Raw genomic sequence first — 21,802 nt, 5'->3', positions numbered from 1 at the left:
CTCGATCATTCCGGCCTTCGACGGTCCAACGCTAGACCCGTGGGTTATGCGGCTGGAAGAGTTTTCCCTTCTCGCCGATCAGCACGAAGATCAATCCGACAATAGAGACGGAAAAGAAGCCGACGACCAGTGGCAGCGCAGTACCGTCGAAAGCCTGGCCAATGGCCACGCCGATAAATGATCCGCCGACCGTACTCATGAAGCCAAGCGCCGAAGAAGCCGTGCCGGCGACGTGTCCGAGCGGCTCCATGGCCAGCGAGTTGAAGTTGGACCCGATCCAACCGAATTGAAACATCGCGAGAGAAAAGAAGACGAGGAACAGCAGGATCGGCATCGGCTGCGGGCCGAATATCTGCACGAGCATCCATATGAAGGTGATCGTTATGAAGCCGAAAAGCGAGCCGTGGGAGAGGCGCCGCATGCCGAAACGACCGACGAAGCGAGCGTTGAGGAAGGAAGACAGGGACATGAAGACGGCAACCGCCGCAAAGGCGACCGGAAACCATATCCCGAGCTCATAGATTCCCACATAGATCTGCTGCGCCGAATTGATGAAACCGAACAATGCCCCGAAGATGAAGGTGCTGGCGATCGTGTAGCAGAGCGCAATCCGGTTGGTCAGCACGATGCGGAACGCATCGAGGATAGAGGAGGCCGTAAAAGGTCTGACGTCGGCGGAATCAAGAGTCTCGGGCAGGCGGACATACATCCAGAAGCCCATGGCAAGCGAAATGACCGCTATGAACGCAAAGATCAGGTGCCATTCGCCGAAGAACATGATGACCTGTCCGGTTCCGGGGGCGATGATCGGTACGATCATGAACACCATCATGATAAGCGACATGACTTCCGCCATCGCACGACCGCCATAAACGTCGCGGACGATGGAGATGGTGATGACACGCGTAGCAGCGGCGCCAGCGCCCTGGATGAAGCGCAGGATAAGCATCGTGGCGAAGGAGGGAACGACGATGATGCCGATCGAGCAGACGACATAGATTCCGATGCCGAACAGCATGGGTATGCGCCGGCCAAAGCGGTCGGAGAGCGGTCCATACAGGAGCTGGGCGACACCGAGTCCAAAAATATAGGAAGAAACCACATATTGCCGGTGGTTTTCGCTTTCGACGCCGAGCGAGGCGCCAATCTCTTGAAGTCCCGGAAGCATGATGTCGATGGCAAGCGCGTTGAGAGCCATCAGCATAGCCATCATTGCTATGAACTCGGGCCGGCTCATGCCGCGCAAGCGATCAACGGCCGTTTGTGAAAAATTTGTCACAGCACTTTCCTAAACAATGGGAAAGGCGCCGTGGGAGCGGCGCCTTGAAATTCATTCTCAAAAATCTGGGGCGTCGCCCGGCGCATTCATGCTGCGCCGCGAACGGAGATTCCCTGCTCCTGGAGATGGCTCTGCAGCTCGCCCGACTGGAACATCTCGCGGACGATATCGCAACCGCCAACGAACTCGCCCTTGACATAAAGCTGCGGAATGGTGGGCCAGTTGGAATAATCCTTGATGCCCTGGCGAATGTCCGCGTCGGCGAGCACATTTACACCCTTATAGTCCAGACCCAGATAGTCGAGAATCTGAACGACCTGGCCCGAGAAGCCACACTGCGGGAACTGGGGCGTGCCCTTCATGAAGAGAACGACGTCGTTCGTCTTCACTTCGTTGTCGATGAATTCGTTAATTCCGCTCATGTCATATCCTTTCACATGCGGTTTCAAGGACCGCTGCGCTGCGTTATCTTCCCTAAATAGCAATGTGGCCGGTGGAATTCCAGCGGAATAACCTCGGTATGGCCTGCGAGGCGTATCTAGCGACTGCGCTGCTTGCTGCGGCTTGCAGCGGTGCGCCGGCGGCTAACCTGTTTCCGGGCCGGCCGTGTGGCGCGGGATGTTTTCTTGACGAAGCGGCCGGTCGAAGCAGATCGCGTCTGTCGTTTTTTCCGCTTGGTGGTTGTGCGACCGTGGGACTTCTTCAGAAGCTCCTTCACGACATTTTCCACCACGCCCGTGATGATCTCCTTGATAAGGTCGGGCATCGTCAGCTCAATCTGCGGGAGCTGATGTCTGTAGAGCCAAAGCGTGCAAAACTCCGCCCATATTGCCCTTCAGCGCCTCGTAGACCATCTGATGCTGTTGCACGCGGCTTTTGCCGCGGAACTGCTCCGCCACCACCTCGGCTGCGTAGTGATCGCCATCGCCGGCGAGGTCCCGAATTGTCACCCTGGCACCTGGAATGCCTGCCTTGATCAGATCTTCGATTTCACCGGGTCGCATTGCCATGATGTATTCCTTTTCTCCTCCGCAGACTCATGCGGACCTTTTTTAGGAGAGAGTGCCCCAAACCCGTTCTTCGGTCAAAGCGGGATAGCGGAAAACCTCAGATTTCACATGCCTCTGAAGCTCAATGATTCGAGAGCGAGTGCTTGAACCGGGTAAGGCTCGCCTTGGCGCGTTTTCCAAGCGGTTCGACCTGCTGACTTCTCGAAAAGCGGAAAATCCAGGCAGCACTGAAAGTGAGAATCATGAAGCCATAGGATTCGAGACTTTCTTCCATCACCACGATGTCCAGTTGCTCGGCAAGCTGGCTGAGACCGAGTACCACGGCTGCGAACCCCAACGGCCATGAGAGGCGGGGATGAATGGCGCGGGAGATGCCACCTCTGTGACGATACTCGAAAACGATCGTCGCGATCAGTAGGATCAGAACAGCTGCTGCGATAATAATCGGCAGCCACGTCTTCGAGACGCAATAAACTGTCACACTTCCACGGCATATTGGCATCTCGCGAGCAAAGAAGACGACTGAAATACAAGTTAAAGCAGTGGCGACGAAGCGAGCCAATATGCGTGTCTTTGTGGCTGCAGCGATCCCCAGCAATGCGGTGATCGCCAGCGACAAGGATTGCAGATCCTCGATCGGGCCGTCCTCTGCGAAGATCACGGAAGTGGGCATTCCCAGCTTTGCGAAGATCAGCCAAGCGAGGGCGTTCAGGCAAAGTGTAACGATGAGCGCGTCAAGCCAGATGCGCTTGTATTGCCAGGTGGGGCCTGACGACCTCAACCAGGCCAGGATCCGTGTGTGCATTTTTCGCGTGATATCCAGTTCGTAAACATGGATTTTTACGCGGCAGGATCGAGTCCATCAATCCCTGCGGAGCCATAAATATCAGAGACAACAGCGGATTTCGCTGTCGTCTCTGGAGAATTGCCGCTGGAATTCAGTTGGTTCAGGCCATGAATTGTGGAAACCAGCTTTCGTTGGCGTTCACAAGGTCGGTGACTGCGACATCGAGAAGCTCATCGACAGTCAGATTTTCGCCGGTCACGGTTCCGAGCAGCCGGAATGGGACGCCTGCGCTTTCTGCGCTCGCCTGCACGAAATTGGCCAAATCAGCCGACACGGCGATCACGTAACGTGCCTGATCTTCACCGAAGAGAAGAGCATGTGCCGGTCCGCGCTGTTCCTTGAGGCTAATCTTCATGCCCTTGCCGGACGCCATCGCCATTTCTGCCAGCGCAAGAGCAAGTCCGCCGGAGGAAATGTCGTGGCAGGCGGTGACCTGGCCGTTGCGGATCATGGACCGGACAAATTCGCCATTGCGGCGCTCGGCCGCCAGATCGACTTCCGGCGGCGGACCGTCAATCGTGTCGAGGATATCGCGCAGGTAGATCGAGGAGCCAAGGTGGCTGCCGTCGGTCCCGATCATGATCAGCCGATCGCCTTCTCTGGCCGAGCCGATCTTCGCCATCTTCTGCCAGTCGGGCAGCAGGCCGACACCAGCGATTGTCGGAGTCGGAAGAATCGCGATGCCATTCGTCTCGTTGTAGAGCGACACATTGCCGGACACGATGGGGAAATCGAGCGCCTTGCAGGCTTCACCTATACCCTTGATGGCACCGACCAACTGGCCCATGATCTCAGGCTTTTCCGGATTGCCGAAATTGAGATTATCGGTGGCGGCGAGCGGTTCCGCGCCGGTCGCGCAGATATTTCTCCAGCATTCGGCGACAGCTTGCTTGCCGCCTTCGAAGGGATCGGCCTCGACATAGCGCGGCGTGACGTCGGAGGAAAAGGCGAGGGCTTTTGTCGGATGGTTGTCGACGCGTACCACGCCGGCATCGCCGCCTGGACGTTGCAGCGAATTGCCCTGGATCAGCGTGTCATACTGTTCCCACACCCAGCGGCGGCTGGACTGGTTCGGCGAGCCGACGAGCTTGAACAAGGCGTCATTGTAGTCTGCCGGTACGGCAACTTGCGATGCGGGAAGGGGAGCGCGGCCGTTCGACTGGATCCAGGGGCGGTCATATTCCGGCGCCTCGTCTCCCAGTTCCTTGATCGGCAGGTTCGCCACTTCCTCGCCCTGATGCAGGATGCGAAAGCGCAGGTCGTCCGTCGTCTTGCCGACGATTGCGAAATCGAGGCCCCATTTATGGAATATTGCCTCGGCTTCCTTTTCCTTCTCCGGCTTCAGCACCATGAGCATGCGCTCTTGGCTCTCCGAGAGCATCATCTCATAGGCGGACATGCGGTCTTCGCGCACCGGAACCTTATCCAGGTCCAGTTCGATACCGAGATCGCCCTTTGCACCCATCTCGACCGCGGAACAGGTAAGGCCCGCGGCTCCCATGTCCTGGATGGCGATGACTGCGCCGGTTCCCATCAATTCGAGGCAGGCTTCCAGCAGGCACTTTTCGGTAAAGGGGTCGCCGACCTGCACGGTCGGGCGTTTTTCTTCGATCGACTCGTCGAATTCGGCGGATGCCATCGTCGCGCCACCGACCCCGTCGCGCCCCGTCTTTGCTCCGAGATAGACCACCGGCAGACCGACGCCTTCAGCTTTGGAATAAAAGATGGCATCGGTGCGGGCGAGGCCGGCCGCGAACGCGTTGACCAGGATGTTGCCATTGTAGCGCGGATCGAATTCCACTTCGCCGCCCACCGTCGGCACGCCGAAGGAATTGCCATAACCTCCGACGCCGGCGACGACGCCCGAGACCAGGTGTTTGGTCTTCGGATGATCCGGTGCACCGAAACGAAGTGCATTCATGGCCGCAACCGGTCGCGCGCCCATGGTGAAGACGTCGCGGAGAATGCCGCCGACGCCGGTAGCCGCGCCTTGATAGGGCTCGATATAGGAGGGATGGTTATGGCTCTCCATCTTGAAGACGACACAATCGCCGTCGTCGATATCCACCACGCCCGCATTTTCGCCCGGCCCCTGGATGACGCGGCGACCTTTGGTCGGCAATGTCCGCAGCCACTTCTTCGAGGATTTGTAGGAGCAGTGCTCGTTCCACATGGCCGAGAAGATGCCGAGTTCCGTAAAGGTCGGCTCGCGGCCGATCAGATCGAGAATACGCTGGTACTCGTCCGGTTTGAGGCCATGGGAGGCGACGAGTTCAGGGGTGATCGCGATGCTGTTCGGAATGGTCATGATCTACTCTGGATGACAGGGCCAAGCTTTGGCGCTCTTTAGCCTATGTCGCCGAAAGGTGCGACAGGAAAATGCTGCCTTGCAAGGTGACAGGCTAAGTATATCCGGGACAAAAAAAGCGCCGCAACGCGGCGCTTCATTCTTCAACGGGACGTGTGATCCGTCAGAACTTGTAACCGACCGCTATGCCGGCGTAGGAAAGGCCATCGTTCTGGTCGCAAATATCCGCATTGGAGGAATGTTCGATCGTGGCGAGAACGCGCCAGTTTTCCGTTATGTTGTAACCCACGGCGGCTGATTCATGAAACTGGGCACGGCAACCTACATTCGGCCGATCGTTGGGATTATCGAGGCTTGCATCGGTAAGCGAGCCGCCGAAACCGAGATCGATGAAGAGTTTGTCGGTGACATTGGCGGTCCAGGTAAAGCCCGCAAAAACCTGATTGGCGCCGCCGGAGGTCGACACGATCGCGCCGACATGCACCCTTGGACGCAGCATATGATCAAGGAAGCTTTCGGCGTGTCGTTGATCGAACGGGTCGAAAAAGACTGTGGCCGAAGGGAAAAGCCCTGGTTCGAACGTCTTCTTGTCATGGATTGATCCGGAGAGGCCGATACGGACTTCGTCGAAGAGGCGTTCCTGGGCCAGCGCCGCCGATGATATGGCGGACGCCGTCAAGACGGTCCCGACGACGCAACCCAACAGTGCTTTGTTCATTCCTATCGCCCTTCATGCGGACCACTGGCTCGCGGTCAATACGATACGCGTTGGCGCTCGCATTCTCCCAAGCGGAAGTGGTACAGCGAGAGGCGATAGCCGTCCAGCAACCTTAATTGGTTGTTATGAATTGCGGCGAAAAAACGTAAAGATTCATGCGGTTCGGTGCAGCTCTGCAACAGGTCGCGAGTGCAGGAGATTTGCCCGGTTCAGCAGCCGCTTGTGCCGCCGGCCCAGCGCAGAACGTCGCGCTTGATTCGTTCGCCGTCGGCAGTACCCATCAGCGGTCCGAAAGCGTCGAGACGGGCAGGATTGCCTTCCGCCTGGACGACGAGGACAGGTCGCGATTCCGGACTATTGCGCGGAACTGCAAGGATGCGAGGGCGGCCGGAGAAGGAGTTCAACTCAGGCGCCAACCGGTATGGCTTGAACGCTGCGTCTCCGGATTTGAACCAGCACGAGTTTGCCGCAAGCGCGACGCGTTCCATCGTCGGCAATGCGGCGCGATTCGGGCCGGATGCCGGGCGCTCCGACTGGCATGCGGAAAGCAGAAGGCCGAGGGCCGAGACGGCGAGTACCACGTGAAGGCGGATGGAGGGGGCCATCATAACGTCCTAAGGTGAAATCAGGATATCCAGTCGTCGAGCAGGAGACGACAACGTCAGGCGGTGGCGGCCACCACGTCCAGCGCAGAGGCAAAGATGCCGCGCCCGTCACTGCCACCGTGTGCGGCTTCGATCAGGTTCTCCGGATGCGGCATCATGCCGAGCACATTGCCGCTGCGGTTCATGACGCCTGCGATGTCACTCAAGGAGCCGTTCGGATTTGTGCCCTCTGCATAGCGGAAGACGACCTGCCCATTGTCTTCCAGAGAGGACAACAGTTTGGAATCGACAAAGTAATTGCCGTCGTGATGGGCGACGGGGCAGCGGATCACCTGGCCCTTTTCGTAAGCACGGGTGAAATCCGTTTCGGCATTCACCACCTCGAGCTTCACTTCCTTGCAGACGAACTTCAGCGACGAGTTGCGCATCAGCGCTCCGGGCAGCATGCCTGCCTCGACGAGGATCTGGAAGCCGTTGCAGACACCCAGCACCTTGACGCCTCTATCGGCCTTTTCCTTGATGGCCTGCATGACCGGCATGCGGGCGGCGATCGCACCGCAGCGCAGATAATCGCCATAGGAAAAGCCGCCTGGAATAACGATCAGGTCAACATCGGGAATTTCGGTCTCCGTCTGCCAGACGGTGATCGGCGCCCTGCCGGAAATCTTGGTGAGGGCGGCAATCATGTCGCGGTCGCGATTGAGACCGGGAAGCTGGACGACGGCGGATTTCATGGGGCGTTTCAACCTCAATGGCCTCGAAAGTATCCGGTTCCGAGGCAGTTGCAGATATCGATCCGGCGCCTGCAGCGCCGAATCCGCGTCTTAGTCGAGGGAGATCGCGTAGTTTTCGATCACCGTATTGGCGAGGAGCTTTTCGCACATGGCCTTCAGATCGGCCTCGGCTTTGGCCTTGTCGGCACCGTCGAGTTCGATGTCGAAGACCTTGCCCTGCCGCACATGGCCTACCCCGGCAAACCCGAGACTGCCGAGTGCGCCTTCGATCGCCTTGCCCTGCGGGTCCAGAACGCCATTCTTCAGCGTGACCGTCACGCGTGCCTTGATCACTGATCTAACCCCCGAATTTATTTGACCAGAACCGGACCCGTGCCCCGGATCGGTTCGTTTTCGTTGATGATGCCGAGACGGCGCGCTACTTCCGAATAGGCTTCCAAAAGGCCGCCCATATCGCGGCGGAAACGATCCTTGTCCATCTTCTCCCTGGTCTCGATGTCCCAGAGGCGGCAGCTATCCGGCGAAATTTCATCGGCGAGGATGATGCGCATCATGTCGCCTTCGAAGAGGCGGCCGCATTCGATCTTGAAGTCGACAAGCTGAATTCCGACCCCGAGGAACAGGCCGGAGAGGAAGTCGTTGACGCGAATTGCAAGCGCCATGATATCGTCCAGTTCAGCGGGGTTCGCCCAGCCGAATGCGGTGATGTGCTCTTCGGAAACCATTGGATCGGCGAGCGCATCGGACTTGTAGTAGAATTCGATGATCGAGCGGGGAAGGACCGTGCCCTCTTCGATACCGAGCCTGCTCGAAAGTGATCCGGCGGCAACATTGCGCACGACGATCTCGAGGGGAATGATTTCCACTTCCTTGATGAGCTGCTCGCGCATGTTCAGCCGGCGGATGAAATGCGTGGGAATGCCGATCTTGTTCAGATGGGTGAAGATGTACTCGGAGATACGATTGTTGAGTACGCCCTTGCCGTCGATGACGTCATGCTTCTTTTTGTTAAAAGCGGTGGCATCGTCCTTGAAGAATTGGATCAGCGTGCCGGGTTCAGGGCCTTCATACAGGATCTTGGCCTTGCCTTCGTAGATACGGCGGCGACGGTTCATAGTTTCTTGTCTCGTTGTTGGCGCCGCTCGCGGGCGCGATGGATGATGTTTGAGCGGTCCCTTATCGGAAAAGAAAGCGTTTCACAATGCAGGCCTCCAAAAGCTTTATGGGGCGAAGGTTTTGCGTAAAGCACTATCAGGAATCATCTGCCGGCCAGAGTACAGGGATTCCTGAAGCTTGTATTTCAGCCATCGCCAATGCCGAGCAAAAAGGGCGGCAATAAACAAGAAAAGCGGGGGTGCACGCTTTTCGCGCTCCGAATTGAGCCTTGGCCGGTTAACGCCTCTCAATAGAGCGGTACGGTCAATCGCGCCTACCTGTTGACCCTCGACCACAAAGTTCCAGAGGACATAGCCATCAAATTGCGTCATGATTTCGGCGCAGCGCATCCGCCGTTTATAACGGATCACCTGCGACGACGACCGTACCGTGCAGGAAGAGTTTCGTTTCTGTCAATTTTGCATCGGGATTTCGTCTTGCAACGAGCCTGAATCGATCTCGGCCAATTGCGCTTCGTTCCTCTTTTGATTAAGGGGGCAGGGCAAAAGTCCAGCTTGGGAGACCCGAAATGAGCGGCATCAGCGATCGCGAAAAAGCCTTCGAAAACAAGTTCGCCCACGATCAGGAGCTGAAATTCAAGGCGCTCGCCCGCCGCAACAAGCTCATCGGCCTTTGGGCTGCCGGTCTGCTCGGCAAAGCGGACGCGGAAGCCTATGCCAAGGAAGTGGTCGTCGCCGATTTCGAAGAGGCGGGTGACGAGGATGTTTTCCGCAAGCTTCGCGGTGATTTCGATGCAGCCGGCATTTCCGTCTCCGACCAGGATATTCGGGTGAAGATGATCGATCTGCTCGCTGATGCCGTAAAGCAGATCGAAGAGCAGTAAGTCTCATTTATTGAGGTGAAGACAAAGCCGCGCCGATCGGGCGCGGGGCTTCGAGCTATTGGGCTGAAGATTCCGTGGCCGCAAAGTCTTCTTATCAAGATCGCGGGCTCGGGCCGTGGGCTCGCCATTTGTCCGACCGAATGAAATCGGCAATCGCAGGCCCGGGCATCGGCCTTGCGAGTGCGTAGCCCTGTAGAACGTCGCATCCGAGATCGCGCAGGACCCGGATATGCTCGGGTGTCTCCACGCCTTCGGCGATGACTCGAATGTTTAGTGACTTGCCGATTTCGATGATCGAACCTACGAGCTTTCTTTGCTCTTGCGATTGAGAGACGAGACGTACCAGTTGGCGATCGATCTTCAGGGCCCGAGGGCACAGTCGAATGAGGCCGATGATTGACGCATGTCCCGTGCCGAAATCGTCGATATCGATATCGATGCCGAGTTTCCTGAGCCGGGACAGGTTCTTCAGGACGCGATCGTCACACTCGTCGAGGAATATCGATTCCAACAGCTCGAACGAGACGGTGCCGGGCTCGATCTTCAGCTTCTTCAGCTTTCGCGACAGCGACGGATCGTGCAGCCGACGGTAGGAAACGTTGACCGAGAGTTTCGGTATCGAGATGCCGTCACGCCGCCATGCGCGAAAATCCGCGAGCGCCTTGTCGAGAATTATCGCGTCGATCGAGGCCACCGCATCCAACTCTTCGGCGGTTTCGAGAAATTTATCCGGCGACAACATCCCGTGCTCCGGATGCATCCATCGTGCGAGCGTTTCCACCCCGGCGATCTCAAGGGTCGTGGCATCGAATTGGGGTTGGTAGAAGGGGATGAATTCGTTGCGTTCGAGGCCTAGCAAAATTTCATCGGACAGACGTTTGATGCTGATGATCTCGTTCTGAGTGTCCGCAGAGAAAAACTCATGACGGTTGCGGCCCTGGTTCTTGGCGCGGTAAAGTGCGATATCGGCGTTGAGAAGAAGGTGGCGGGCGTCGAATATGGGCCCTGTTTCACAAGCTATACCGACACTCGCGCCGAAGCGGCAGTCATGACCTTCATATAAAACAGGCTTGCGTAGCTCCTTGATGATGCGTTCCGCAAGATTGGACAGCTTGCGCGGAGATCCCTGGAAGTTTGACAGGATGACGAATTCATCGCCCCCGATGCGGGCCACGAAATCACCCTTACGAACAGTGTTTTTCAGGACGGTCGCGGCGTGTTTCAGCATCGCATCGCCGGCGCTGTGGCCAAGCGTGTCGTTGATTTGCTTGAAGCGGTCGAGGTCGATATGCAAGATAGCCAGGCCATGCCCGTTGCGGCCGCACTCCGCTGCCATGTGGTCCAGCATCTCATCCAGGTAACGCCTGTTGGGCAGATCCGTCAGATAGTCGTGCATCGCGTTGTGTTCGATGCGGCTACGGGCGGCTTCGAGATCGCGATTGCGGGCTTCGGCAAGCATTTTGGCGCGTTCCAGCTCACGATGCAGCATCACGTCGGCCGTCACATCCCAATTGGCCCCGACCATCTTCTGGTGACCGTTACCATCGATGAATGGCATGGTCCGGGTGCGGATTACACGCTCTGAGCCGTTCTGGAGGACGACCCTGTACTCGTCGGAAAAGCGCTCGGGCCTGGCGATGTGTCTGCGAACATTGGCCTGGACGCGCTCGGCATCATCAGGGTGAAGAAGGCTTTCCCATAGTCCGCCGATCACCACGGTCTCACTTTTCTCCAGTCCGTAGATCCGGAACATCCGCTCGTCCCAGTCGACTTCGCCGGTATCAAAGTCGGATTCATAAACGCCTATGCCTGAAATTTCCAAAGCCATATCCAGCCGGCGCGACATGCGCGCCATAGCCTCTTCGGCTGCCTTGCGGGCGCTTATGTCAGTGTCAGTACCGACGACGCGCGTGGCATTGCCGTGGGCGTCCCATTCGACGCATGCGCCCCGGCATTCGATCCATATCCAGTGACCCTGTTTGTGGAGCTCCCTATATTCAAAAACGGCGAAGTCTGGGTCGCCCGCATTTTGGCGTTCCATCGCATGAACCACATGAGCCCGATCGTCCGGATGCACCAGTTCCAGCCAGGCCTGCGTACTCGCAGCAAGCGGATCGTCGGGGGACATTCCGCGGATCTGCCGCCACACGGGCGAGTAGTATTTCTGGCCGGTGGCGTAGTTGTGATCCCATACACCCGAGACCGAACTCACAAGAGCATTGTTCCAGCGACTTTCGCGTTCGGCGAGATCCTCGATGTGTCGCTTCTGTTCGGTAATATCCGACAAGAGGACGGCAATGACTGTCTGTCCGTTAAAGGCAGTGGCGAGTGGCGCCAACGAGACGAGTGCAGCTCGGCTCGCAGCTTCGGATTTGTCGAGTCGGACTTCCAGCCTTTGGGGTGTGAGACAGGCGACCAGCTCGTCGAGCTTTTGGCTAAAGGTCGAGCGGTCCTGCGTGTGAACAAGATCTGCGAACAATCTCGGTTGGCAACTGTCGCCGATCCATTCTCTTCGAAACGAGGCGTTGGCAAATAGCAGCAGACCGGCGTCATCGATTGCAGCCATCGCAAAGGGAAGAACCTCAAAGACCGTTTCAACCACGCTGATATCAACTCCGCTGCCGAAGTTCAGAGGGCTTGAAAGAACATTTGACGGCATCTGTGCGCTGCCTGGCTCGGTGCTTGGGAGAGCGCAAGTTAGCAAAAGTCAATTAAATTCTACTTAAGATTGCCGTCCTAATTGCTGCACCTGAAATCCGGAGGGCTTCATTCAATTCGCGCCTAAGGTCTCAAGCGGCTCAGGAATTGGGCAAATACCATTGTTCCTTCCGGCCACGGCCCGTGGCCCGACTCCGCGTTGATATGACCGGCATAGCCAGCATCAACGAGCAGCGAACCCCACGCGGAGGCAATATCGTCGGCGTGTTCGAAGGAGCCGAATGGGTCGTTGCGGCTGGCGACAGTCAAGGAAGGAAAGGGAAGAGGATCGCGCGGATAGGGACCAAAAGTCATCAGGTGTTTGGGCCGTATGGCGGGATTGTCGACTTCAGGCGGAGCCACGAAAAAAGCGCCCGCGATGGTGTTTCTGAAATGCGGAATTGCGTGGATGACAGACGGGATTCCGAGTGAATGGGCCACCAGCACCACGGGACGGCTTGAGGCGTTCACCTCTTCGGCAACGCGAGCAACCCAATCGTCGCGCACCGGCTTCGACCATTCCGCTTGTTCGACGCGTCGGGCTGTCTTGAGCTTTGCCTCCCAGCGGCTCTGCCAATGGTGGGGACCGGAATTGGTATAGCCCGGGATGATCAGGATATCGGCTTCAGAGGCTTTCATGAGAACGCGATTTGAGTAGCAAAATGATCGAAGTCAAGTGAGAGGCGACATATGCGGAAAATTTTGCTAGAATATCGGCGCCGGTTACCTTGCGAAGCGTGTCGGCTCTTTTTCGTCGGACGTACATAGCTCGTCGATCGGTTTAGTGCACCTCTGATCCCGTTTCCCCATGCGGGCTCTCATGTGAGTAAATGCCGCTGCGGTCACCTCTTGGCTCGAAATGCTGCAGCGTGCGGAAAGCTAGGCTGAGGAGGAGAACCTTATGACGGCGTTTCATATCATGGCCGGAGCGGACAGCGGTTTTGCGCGCCCGGCAATCCGAAAGATCGGGATTGCAGACATCACCGACGCGCTCAGAATGGGCTGGAGCGATTTTCGCGAAAAGCCTTCGCACTACGTGTTCTTGTGTCTGATCTACCCGCTCGCCGGTGTATTCCTGATGGCCTGGAGCGCGGGTGCCAATCTGCTGCCCCTGCTTTTCCCCCTGATGTCGGGTTTTGCCCTGCTCGGACCGGTGGCGGCGCTCGGCCTCTATGAAATAAGCCGCCGGCGCGAAAATGGCGAAGACAGTTCGTGGCGGCACGCCTTCAGTGTGCTGCGATCGCCGGCGTTGCCGTCCATTCTGGCCGTCGGCTTTTTCCTGTTCGTGCTTTTCATATCATGGCTCCTGGTCGCACAGTCGATCTACGCCGCCTATTTCGGCGACGTGCCGCCGAGTTCGTTCTCGGCTTTCTTCAATGAGGTTATGACGACCCCTCAAGGCATGGCGCTGATATTGTGGGGAAACCTGGCTGGCTTCCTTTTCGCAGTGGTGGTCCTGGCGACGACGGTGGTCGCGTTTCCACTGATGCTCGACCGGGACGTCGGGGCGGCGGCTGCGATCGACACGAGCGTGCGGGCGACGATCGCCAATCCGGTGCCGGTCGCCCTGTGGGGACTGATCGTCGCTGCCTTGCTGGTGGTCGGGACGATCCCGATCTTCGCGGGGCTGGCGGTCATCATGCCGATCCTCGGTCATTCGACCTGGCATCTTTATCGCAAGCTCGTGGTATCTCCTTCGGTCCCGGCCCAAAGATGAAAAGAGCCCCTGGTCGCGGAACTGCGGCCAGGGGCTTTGCAAAAGGCGCTATTAGCTATCAGCCAAAGACACGGCTGAAGATCGTATCCACGTGTTTGGTGTGATAACCGAGGTCGAATTTTTCGCGGATATCCTCCTCGGTGAGCGCCGCACGGACCTCCTCGTCGCCGAGCAGCTCTTCCAGAAAGTCCTTACCTTCCTCCCAAACCTTCATGGCGTTGCGCTGCACGAGGCGATAGGCATCCTCGCGTGAAACGCCAGCTTGCGTAAGGGCAAGCAACACCCTTTGAGAATGAACAAGCCCGCGGAACTTGTTCATATTCTTCATCATATTCTCGGGATAGACGAGCAGCTTGTCGATTACGCTGGTCATGCGCGCCAGTGCGAAATCAAGCGTAACAGTCGCATCCGGTCCAATCATCCGCTCGACGGACGAGTGGGAAATATCCCGCTCGTGCCACAGCGCCACATTTTCCATCGCAGGCAGCGCATAGGAGCGGACCATACGGGCCAGACCCGTCAGGTTCTCGGTCAGCACCGGATTGCGTTTATGCGGCATTGCCGAAGAACCCTTCTGACCTGGGGAGAAATATTCTTCGGCTTCGAGGACTTCCGTACGTTGCAGGTGACGGATTTCGATTGCGAGGCGCTCGATCGACGACGCAATAACGCCGAGGGTGGCAAAATACATGGCATGCCGATCGCGTGGGATAACCTGCGTCGAAACCGGCTCCGGCTTCAGCCCCATGGCCGCCGCGACGTGTTCCTCCACCCGTGGATCGATATTGGCAAAGGTGCCGACTGCTCCAGATATCGCACAAGTAGCGATCTCATCGCGCGCTTCGAGGAGCCGGGTCTTGTTCCGGTCGAATTCTGCATAGGCCTGGGCGAGCTTGACGCCAAAGGTCGTGGGCTCTGCGTGAATGCCGTGGCTGCGGCCGATGGTGACCGTGTCCTTGTGCTCGAATGCGCGGCGTTTCAACGCTTCAAGCAGCTTGTCGATATCAGAAAGCAGCAGGTCGGTCGCGCGGACGAGTTGTACGTTGAAGCAGGTATCAAGGACGTCGGAAGATGTCATGCCCTGATGCACGAAACGGCCGTCAGGCCCCACGAACTCCGCAAGATGCGTCAGAAAGGCGATGACGTCATGTTTCGTGACCGCCTCGATCTCGTCGATGCGTGCGACGTCGAATTCCGCCTTGCCTCCTTTTTCCCAGATGGTCTCAGCAGCCGACTTGGGGATCACGCCGATCGCGGCCAGAGCGTCGCAAGCATGCGCCTCGATTTCGAACCAGATGCGGTATTTGGTTTCGGGCGACCAGATGGCGACCATTTCGGGCCGGGAATAACGCGGGATCATGGGTTTCTGTTTCCTAAAAGAGTATTGGCGCCGCTGTAGCAAGAAGCGGGCGTGAGCTCAAGTTTTCCGGCGGGTGATAGACAGTCAGCGAGGCGTATTCAGCGGGATGGCAATCCAGCGTCCATCTTGCCCTTCGAAGCCGGCGCTCAAGACCATGACCAGAGCCACTTCCACGGGCGTACTTCCGCCTGAGGATCCATTGACGATCCCACCCAGCCGATAGCCGCTGACACAGTTGCGAGAAAGAGGAATGTGCCGATCTTCGTGGACAATCTCGTCAGTCGGCATTCCGTCGCGTTCAGTAAAGCGAAGACGAAATGCAACGGTCCGGGATATCAGGCCCTCGCAGCGCGGATCGAGAGGCTGCGGAAGTTCCTCGAGTACGAGCGTGTTCGGCTTGCCGATCGCTGGGAGCGCCGCAACGCTCAAGTAACGCAGCCGGTGCGGATCTGCGTCAACCTCCGTGGCCGGGTTGAAAGCGACAAACTCTGCGGGATGATTGGCAAGTTCGTGGCTCTCGATCACCGCTCCGGCGTCGTTGCGGACACGCCAGCGGGCCTTTGCAATTGTCGCGTCATCCTGCTCCAGACGCACTCGAAACGGCGTTCCGGGAAGAAAGGTATCGTTGGTGAGATCGAGAACATAGATATTCGCATAGGGAAAACCGGATCCATCATGGATGCCGTATTCTTCATAGGCAAATGTGTGGCCATCGGCAGAAAAGCCGATCGGCTGGATGCTCGCGATATCGGCCGCGGATGTCGTATCTGCAAAGAACATTGCAGCACATGCCAATAGCGAATACCGCAAGCTAGACATCATCCGCGTCCATTCTCGGCGGCGGCCTTGAGCCGCGCAATATTCTCTCGATAGGCTGTGATTCCGTCGCCTTTGTAAACTGCGGAGCCTGCGACGAAGACATTGGCGCCGGCTGCCGTCGCCGCGCCGATGGTTTCGGCCGTAATGCCACCGTCAACTTCGAGCTCGATCGGTCTGTCGCCGATCAGGGCCTTGGCCGCGCGTATCTTTTCGGTCATTGCCGGGATGAACTTCTGGCCACCGAAGCCGGGGTTGACGCTCATGATCAAGATCAGATCGACGTCATCGAGAACATTCTCCATCGCCGCGAGTGGTGTCGCGGGATTGAGAGTGACGCCTACCTTCTTCCCGAGGGCGCGGATCGTCTGCAGCGAACGATGCAGGTGCGGGCCAGCTTCGGCATGGACGGTGATGCCGTCACAGCCTGCCTTGGCAAACGCCTCGAGATAGGGGTCGGCCGGAGAGATCATCAGATGGCAGTCAAAGAACGCCGATGTGTAGGACCGCAGCGACTTGATGACATCAGGTCCGAACGAGATGTTCGGTACGAAATGCCCGTCCATGACGTCGAGATGGACCCAATCGGCCCCCGCATCGACGACATCGCGCACCTCTTGCCCGAGCTTTGAGAAATCGGCGGCGAGAATGGACGGCGCTATGCGGATCGGCAGGGTCATCAGCGGAGGTCTCCAAGTTTTTCGCGACCCTTAGCATCAGCCGGTTGGGGGGACAATCGTCACTCGGTCGCAGGATGAACCAGAACAAAAGATGTCCCGCGCCATTCGAGCAGACGGAACGGATTTTCCTTCAGTTCATGCCCTTCGTCGAAGGCGATCGGACCGATCGCGGTGTTGAATGAACTCCTGCCTATAACTCCAGTCAGGGGCTGGTTCGCCGCTATGGAAACCGCCTCGTGCGCAAGCTCCACGGCGGCATAGGATGGCAGCATGTAGCCGTCCGGATCGATGTTTTTCGCCTGCAAGGCCGCAACGGCTGCAACTGCGGAAGGTAGTGCGGCGTAGTCGGGAAGGGCGACAGCGAGGACGCCTTCGCGGAGCGGCACCGGGCGGTTTGCAGCCCTCAGGGCATCGCCACCCATAAGTGCAAGCTGAAGATTTTCCGACGCGGCATCGCGGGCTATGATTGCTGCGTCGTTGCGGTCGCCGCCGACGAAGACCCGGGTTGCTCCGGCCTTTGCTACACGACGCACCAGCGCCACCTGTTGCTCCTGACCGGGCCGAAAAGTGTCGGAAAAGACCGGTGTTATGCCTGCCGGTTCGAGCTTCTGGCGGATCGCACTTGCAAGCTCGCGGCCATAGATGGTGCCGTCTTCGACAAATGCAATCGGCTCCGCTTTCCATAGGCCGAGGATGATCTCGGAGAGCTTTTCCGCCTCATCACCTTCAACTGGCGCCATTCGATAAAAAGGCCAGCCATTGCGCAGTGTGTCCTCCATCAGGATCTTTGAGCGGACGGAAATGCTAATAGCTGGAATTCGCGCTGCCTTCAGTTGCGGCAGCGCAGTCGTGAGGGTCTCTACGCACAGGAAACCTATCGCGGCTACGGCCTTGGCCTCAGCGAGGCTCCGGGCCACATTTGCGCCGCCGCTTTCCTCGCAGCTTTCCTCGACCTCGACGATCGTATCCCCGGTAGCTTCGGAGGCAGCGCGCGCGCCTTGAAAAATCTGATTTCCAAGTGAAGCATAGGGGCCGGAACGCGGGGCAACGACACCGATCACCGCAGCCGATGCCGATCCGCATCCCAGAAACGAAGCTAGCACTCCGGCGATAACAAAACGTCGTGCTGTCATGCTTTTCCTTGGATCTTGCCGTTGGGGGCCACATTTAGCTTTCTCGTCGCAGCCGTCAAAGAGAATCGGCTATAGGATGTAAAAACCCGCTGCTCCCGTGGACATCAAGTATTTTTGTCACCATATCAAGGGAGTGATGAGGGACGTGGCCCCTGGAGATGCCTTTGACGGACCAGCCTTTTCTCGATCCCGTCCTTTATCGCAACGGTATGGCGCGTTATGCCGGCCATGTTCAGGTGGTAACCACCGAGTTCAACGGGGTCAGGCGCGGCGTGACCGTGACTGCCGCCTGTTCGGTTTCGGACAATCCGCCAAGTGTGCTGGTGTGTCTGAACAGCAGCAATGCGAATAATGCAATCTTCGCCGAAAGCGGCAGATTTGCGCTGAATTCGCTGGCGGCTCACCATCAGGGATTGGCGACCGCCTTTGCCGGTTTGAGCGGAGTGCCGGCGGATGAGCGGTTTTCGCTGGGAAGCTGGAAGACCCTTTTCACGGGGGCGCCGGTTCTGTCAGATGCCATTGTCTCGTTCGATTGCCGGCTTACCGAGATCAAGCAGGCCTCTACGCATTTTGTTATGTTCGGTGAGGTGAAAGCAGTCCATTTCGGCCCGGAGGCATCCTCGCTCATCTATCTGGACCGCGGCTTTCGAACACTTTAGAACGCTGTTTGAAGGGGTACAGTCATGCCGGACGGAACTTCAGGCACATTGCCCGCCTCGATCGATGAAACAATCGCGTTTCTTGCCGCCGGTGACTATCTTGCCGGCAGGTCTCTTGCGACGGTGATCTTCCTGGCGCTCAAGATGAAGCGCCCGCTCTTTCTCGAAGGCGAGGCTGGCGTCGGCAAGACCGAGATCGCCAAAACCCTTGCAACAGCTCTCGGCAGGCCGTTGATCCGCTTGCAGTGTTACGAGGGCTTGGACATTTCCTCGGCAGTCTACGAATGGAACTATCCCGCGCAGATGCTGGATATCCGGTTGTCGGAGGTGACAGGCATCGAGAGCCGGGAGCGATTGGAGGCCGATCTCTTCTCAGAACGTCATCTCATTCGTCGCCCGGTGCTGCAGGCCCTTGGTCGACCCGGCCAACCGGCCCCGGTATTCCTGATCGACGAACTGGACCGCACCGACGAGGCCTTCGAAGCGTTCCTTCTGGAAGTGCTGTCCGATTTCCAGGTGACGATCCCCGAGCTTGGCACGATCAAGGCCTCCGAGCCCCCCATTGTCATCATCACGACCAATCGGACCCGCGAAATTCATGACGCGCTGAAACGCCGCTGTCTTTATCACTGGGTCGATTACCCGGACGCGGCGCAGGAACTCGAGATCATCCGCCGCAAGGTTCCGCAATGCGCCGAGACCTTGTCGCGCCAGGTGGTTGCCTATGTCCAGAAACTCAGAACGCTCGATCTCTTCAAGAACCCAGGTGTGGCGGAGACCATCGACTGGGCGACGGCGTTGACGGAACTTGACCGGATCGCGCTCGACCCGGAGACGATTGCCGATACGCTGGGCACTCTCCTGAAATATCAGGACGATATCGCGCGGATCAAGGGTGGCGAAGGTGAGCGGGTTCTTGCCGAGGTGAAGGCGGAACTGCAGGCGGCGGTGTAGGTCATGATGACGAGCGGAAGTCAGGACGGCATCGTCGTTCCACCCGTACCGGTGGGGGATGGGCGGCTGGCCGAAAATCTCGTCTATTTTTCCAGGGTGCTCCGTCGAGCCGGTCTGAAGACCGGCCCAGCCGCGGCTGCCGACGCGATCGTTGCGGTAGACGCAATCGGTATTGGCTCCCGTGAAGAATTTCACGCCGCGCTCTCGGCTGTTTTTGTCAAGCGCCATGAGGACCAGGCGGTCTTTGACGAGGCATTTCGGATATTCTGGCGCTCGCGCGACCTCGTGGGCAAGATGATTGCGATGATGTCGCCCAGAGTGCCTGACCATCATGAGCGAGAAAAGCAGAAGGCGGCCGCGACGCGAGTCGGTGATGCACTGACCGGCGATCAGCCGAAAGACACAACGCGCAAGGCACCTCCAGAGATCGAGATCGACTCGCGCTTCACCACCTCCGGCAGCGAAATCCTGAAGCGCATGGATTTTGCCCAGATGACGGCGACCGAACTGGCGCTGGCCCGCCGCGAACTCACTAGGCTGGTCCTGCCGCTCGACGAGGTCAAGACGCGGCGCTTCCGCTCATCAAACCGGCCGCCCACCATCGATCCACGCGCCAGCATGCGCCAGGCGATGCGGAGTGGGGGCGATCTCATCCTTCCGCGCTTTCGACAACGCAAGAAAGCACCGCCGCCTCTTGTGGTGCTGGCCGACATATCCGGCTCGATGAGCCAATATACGCGCATCTTTCTGCATTTCCTGCATGCGCTTACCGAAAGGCGGGCGCGGGTTCAGACCTTCCTGTTCGGTACGCGGCTCACCAATGTAACCCGGCAAATGCGTCGCCGCGATCCGGACGAGGCGCTTGCGGGCTGTACAGATGCCGTGCGCGACTGGTCCGGTGGCACGCGGATCGGCGCGACGCTTTCCGAATTCAACCGCCTCTGGTCGCGCCGGGTGCTTGGCCAGGGGGCTGTCGTGCTGCTGATCACCGATGGGCTTGAGCGAGAGGGCGTGAAGGAACTGGAAAAGGAAATGGATCGCCTGCACCGTTCCTGCCGGCGGCTGATCTGGCTCAATCCGCTGTTGCGGTTCGAGGGTTTCGAGGCAAGGGCGCAGGGTGTTCGTGCGATGTTGCCGCATGTGGACGAATTCCGGGCCGCCCATAATCTGCAGTCGATTGCCGATCTTGCCGTCGCATTATCGGATGACCACACGAAATCGGCGGATCCGCGCCGCTATATACATTCACGGAGGGTCGCATGACTGCATCTGAAACTCTCGATCCATTGCTGACCGCGCAGACCTGGAGAGAAAGCGGTCGCGACGTTGCCGTCGCCACCGTGGTCGAGACATGGGGTTCGGCGCCGCGCCCGTCGGGCAGCCATCTGGTCATCGACGGCGAAGGCAATTTCGAAGGCTCGGTCTCCGGCGGTTGCGTTGAAGGCGCCGTCATTACCGAAGCGCTCGACGTCATCACGTCAGGCGTCCCGAAGATGCTCGAGTTCGGGGTAGCGGACGAGACCGCCTGGCGCGTCGGGCTCTCCTGCGGAGGCAAGATCAAGGTCTATGTGGAAAGGCTTGCCTGATGGAGCTTCAAACGCTCGCAAGGCTTAACGCGGCTCGGCAGGCCCGCAAGGCTGCCGTCGTCGCAACCGATCTTTCCGGCGGCGGGGTGCGGTTGATCCTGGAAGGCGAATCCGTTCCAGGTCCGCTCGGTGAGGAGGTCGCCAAGGCGTTCCGAAGCGGCAAAGCGACGACAGTGGAGACGGACGGGCGAGCGCTTTTCCTTAATGTTCATCTGCCGCCGCCGCGTATCGTGGTGATCGGAGCCGTGCATATCAGCCAGGCGCTGGCCCGCTTGGCCCCGGTAGCCGGCTACGATCTGACGATCATCGATCCGCGTACCGCGTTTGCGACGGAGGAGCGTTTCGGTGGTGTCGAACTGGTCGCCGATTGGCCGGAGGACGTGCTGAAGGAGCAGCCGCTCGACGCCTATACCGCTCTGGCCGCGGTTACGCACGATCCGAAGATCGATGACTTTCCTCTGTCGGAGGGGCTCAGGGCCGGCTGTTTCTATGTAGGAGCGCTCGGGAGCCGCAAGACGCATGCAAAACGCGTGGAGCGATTGAAGGAAATGGGACGGACGGACGAAGAGATCGGCCGAATTGCCGCTCCGATCGGATTGGATATCGGTGCCGCAAGCCCGGCGGAAATCGCCCTTGCCACTCTCGCTCAGATCGTCCAGGCCTTCCGCCGCCGCAATCTTGTCACTGATGGGTGATCGGG

The 21,802-nt window shown here is 58.4% G+C and carries 24 protein-coding genes; 7 read left to right on the top strand and 17 right to left on the bottom strand.

Going from position 1 to position 21,802, the window contains the following annotated elements; genetic code table 11:
• Positions 1-31 precede the first annotated feature (31 nt).
• The 11 genes from C5L12_RS00240 to purC all read right to left on the bottom strand — a co-directional run bounded on the left by C5L12_RS00240 (position 32) and on the right by purC (position 8,616).
• The gene (locus C5L12_RS00240) at positions 32-1,237 is read right to left on the bottom strand and encodes a multidrug effflux MFS transporter (protein WP_105370336.1); all 1,206 of its coding nucleotides are present in this window, start codon (positions 1,235-1,237) and stop codon (positions 32-34) included.
• 128 nt (positions 1,238-1,365) lie between these two features.
• Positions 1,366-1,701, bottom strand: coding sequence for a Grx4 family monothiol glutaredoxin (grxD, locus tag C5L12_RS00235; RefSeq protein WP_105370012.1), 336 nt, complete (start codon positions 1,699-1,701; stop codon positions 1,366-1,368).
• Between the two features lie 116 nt (positions 1,702-1,817).
• Positions 1,818-2,045, bottom strand: coding sequence for a hypothetical protein (locus C5L12_RS00230; protein ID WP_105370011.1), 228 nt, complete (start codon positions 2,043-2,045; stop codon positions 1,818-1,820).
• A 7-nt stretch (positions 2,046-2,052) separates the two neighbouring features.
• Complete coding sequence (locus C5L12_RS00225; RefSeq protein WP_105370010.1) at positions 2,053-2,289, bottom strand: BolA/IbaG family iron-sulfur metabolism protein; 237 nt, start codon at positions 2,287-2,289, stop codon at positions 2,053-2,055.
• A gap of 121 nt (positions 2,290-2,410) precedes the next feature.
• Entirely contained in the window at positions 2,411-2,950 is a 540-nt protein-coding gene (locus C5L12_RS00220; RefSeq protein ID WP_157948969.1) for a hypothetical protein, read from the bottom strand.
• A gap of 286 nt (positions 2,951-3,236) precedes the next feature.
• Complete coding sequence (gene purL / locus C5L12_RS00215; protein WP_105370008.1) at positions 3,237-5,444, bottom strand: phosphoribosylformylglycinamidine synthase subunit PurL; 2,208 nt, start codon at positions 5,442-5,444, stop codon at positions 3,237-3,239.
• Positions 5,445-5,607: 163 nt separating this feature from the next.
• Complete coding sequence (locus tag C5L12_RS00210; RefSeq protein ID WP_105370007.1) at positions 5,608-6,162, bottom strand: acyloxyacyl hydrolase; 555 nt, start codon at positions 6,160-6,162, stop codon at positions 5,608-5,610.
• Between the two features lie 209 nt (positions 6,163-6,371).
• Entirely contained in the window at positions 6,372-6,767 is a 396-nt protein-coding gene (locus tag C5L12_RS00205) for a hypothetical protein (protein ID WP_105370335.1), read from the bottom strand.
• Between the two features lie 56 nt (positions 6,768-6,823).
• Positions 6,824-7,501 (bottom strand): phosphoribosylformylglycinamidine synthase subunit PurQ, encoded by a 678-nt coding sequence (purQ, locus tag C5L12_RS00200; RefSeq protein WP_105370006.1) that lies wholly within the window; start codon positions 7,499-7,501, stop codon positions 6,824-6,826.
• A gap of 90 nt (positions 7,502-7,591) precedes the next feature.
• Positions 7,592-7,834, bottom strand: coding sequence for a phosphoribosylformylglycinamidine synthase subunit PurS (gene purS, locus C5L12_RS00195; RefSeq protein ID WP_105370005.1), 243 nt, complete (start codon positions 7,832-7,834; stop codon positions 7,592-7,594).
• A 17-nt stretch (positions 7,835-7,851) separates the two neighbouring features.
• On the bottom strand, positions 7,852-8,616 hold the full coding sequence (gene purC, locus C5L12_RS00190; protein ID WP_105370004.1) for a phosphoribosylaminoimidazolesuccinocarboxamide synthase: 765 nt from the start codon (positions 8,614-8,616) through the stop codon (positions 7,852-7,854).
• Between the two features lie 569 nt (positions 8,617-9,185).
• On the opposite strand from purC, the gene C5L12_RS00180 reads away from it, so the two are divergent.
• Positions 9,186-9,500 (top strand): DUF1476 domain-containing protein, encoded by a 315-nt coding sequence (locus tag C5L12_RS00180; protein ID WP_105370002.1) that lies wholly within the window; start codon positions 9,186-9,188, stop codon positions 9,498-9,500.
• A gap of 94 nt (positions 9,501-9,594) precedes the next feature.
• On the opposite strand, the gene C5L12_RS00175 is transcribed toward C5L12_RS00180, so the two are convergent.
• Positions 9,595-12,102 (bottom strand): sensor domain-containing protein, encoded by a 2,508-nt coding sequence (locus C5L12_RS00175; protein ID WP_425350716.1) that lies wholly within the window; start codon positions 12,100-12,102, stop codon positions 9,595-9,597.
• Positions 12,103-12,281: 179 nt separating this feature from the next.
• Positions 12,282-12,836 carry an RBBP9/YdeN family alpha/beta hydrolase gene (locus C5L12_RS00170; protein WP_105370000.1) on the bottom strand — a complete coding sequence of 185 codons (555 nt, stop codon included), beginning with the start codon at positions 12,834-12,836 and terminating at the stop codon, positions 12,282-12,284.
• 262 nt (positions 12,837-13,098) lie between these two features.
• On the opposite strand from C5L12_RS00170, the gene C5L12_RS00165 reads away from it, so the two are divergent.
• Entirely contained in the window at positions 13,099-13,914 is an 816-nt protein-coding gene (locus C5L12_RS00165) for a DUF2189 domain-containing protein (protein WP_105369999.1), read from the top strand.
• Positions 13,915-13,972: 58 nt separating this feature from the next.
• Here C5L12_RS00165 and purB read toward each other — a convergent pair whose 3' ends face one another.
• The 4 genes from purB to C5L12_RS00145 all read right to left on the bottom strand — a co-directional run bounded on the left by purB (position 13,973) and on the right by C5L12_RS00145 (position 17,903).
• A complete protein-coding gene (gene purB / locus C5L12_RS00160; RefSeq protein WP_105369998.1) occupies positions 13,973-15,274 on the bottom strand; it encodes an adenylosuccinate lyase in 1,302 nt (433 codons plus the stop codon).
• Between the two features lie 84 nt (positions 15,275-15,358).
• Positions 15,359-16,093: a DUF2259 domain-containing protein gene (locus tag C5L12_RS00155; protein ID WP_157948968.1), complete on the bottom strand. Its 735-nt coding sequence runs from the start codon at positions 16,091-16,093 to the stop codon at positions 15,359-15,361.
• Positions 16,093-16,770: a ribulose-phosphate 3-epimerase gene (gene rpe, locus C5L12_RS00150; RefSeq protein WP_105369996.1), complete on the bottom strand. Its 678-nt coding sequence runs from the start codon at positions 16,768-16,770 to the stop codon at positions 16,093-16,095. Before rpe ends, C5L12_RS00155 begins: the two co-directional genes overlap by 1 nt.
• Positions 16,771-16,829: 59 nt before the next feature.
• Entirely contained in the window at positions 16,830-17,903 is a 1,074-nt protein-coding gene (locus C5L12_RS00145; RefSeq protein ID WP_105369995.1) for an ABC transporter substrate-binding protein, read from the bottom strand.
• A gap of 158 nt (positions 17,904-18,061) precedes the next feature.
• Here C5L12_RS00145 and C5L12_RS00140 point away from each other — a divergent pair, with 158 nt between their 5' ends.
• Genes C5L12_RS00140 through C5L12_RS00120 form a run of 5 tightly spaced genes read left to right on the top strand, consistent with a single transcriptional unit; the run spans position 18,062 to position 21,797 of the window.
• Complete coding sequence (locus C5L12_RS00140) at positions 18,062-18,562, top strand: flavin reductase (RefSeq protein ID WP_105369994.1); 501 nt, start codon at positions 18,062-18,064, stop codon at positions 18,560-18,562.
• Between the two features lie 24 nt (positions 18,563-18,586).
• Entirely contained in the window at positions 18,587-19,516 is a 930-nt protein-coding gene (locus C5L12_RS00135) for an AAA family ATPase (protein ID WP_105369993.1), read from the top strand.
• Between the two features lie 6 nt (positions 19,517-19,522).
• Complete coding sequence (locus tag C5L12_RS00130) at positions 19,523-20,779, top strand: vWA domain-containing protein (RefSeq protein ID WP_105370334.1); 1,257 nt, start codon at positions 19,523-19,525, stop codon at positions 20,777-20,779.
• Entirely contained in the window at positions 20,776-21,102 is a 327-nt protein-coding gene (locus C5L12_RS00125) for an XdhC family protein (protein ID WP_105369992.1), read from the top strand. The genes C5L12_RS00130 and C5L12_RS00125 overlap by 4 nt, the downstream gene beginning before the upstream one ends.
• Positions 21,102-21,797 carry an XdhC family protein gene (locus C5L12_RS00120; protein ID WP_105369991.1) on the top strand — a complete coding sequence of 232 codons (696 nt, stop codon included), beginning with the start codon at positions 21,102-21,104 and terminating at the stop codon, positions 21,795-21,797. The genes C5L12_RS00125 and C5L12_RS00120 overlap by 1 nt, the downstream gene beginning before the upstream one ends.
• Positions 21,798-21,802 lie beyond the last annotated feature (5 nt).

It is taken from the genome of Neorhizobium huautlense (assembly GCF_002968575.1).
GTDB lineage: Bacteria > Pseudomonadota > Alphaproteobacteria > Rhizobiales > Rhizobiaceae > Neorhizobium > Neorhizobium huautlense.
The sequence above is the reverse complement of the archived record's forward strand: the minus strand, read 5'-3'. Positions and strand labels throughout refer to the sequence as shown.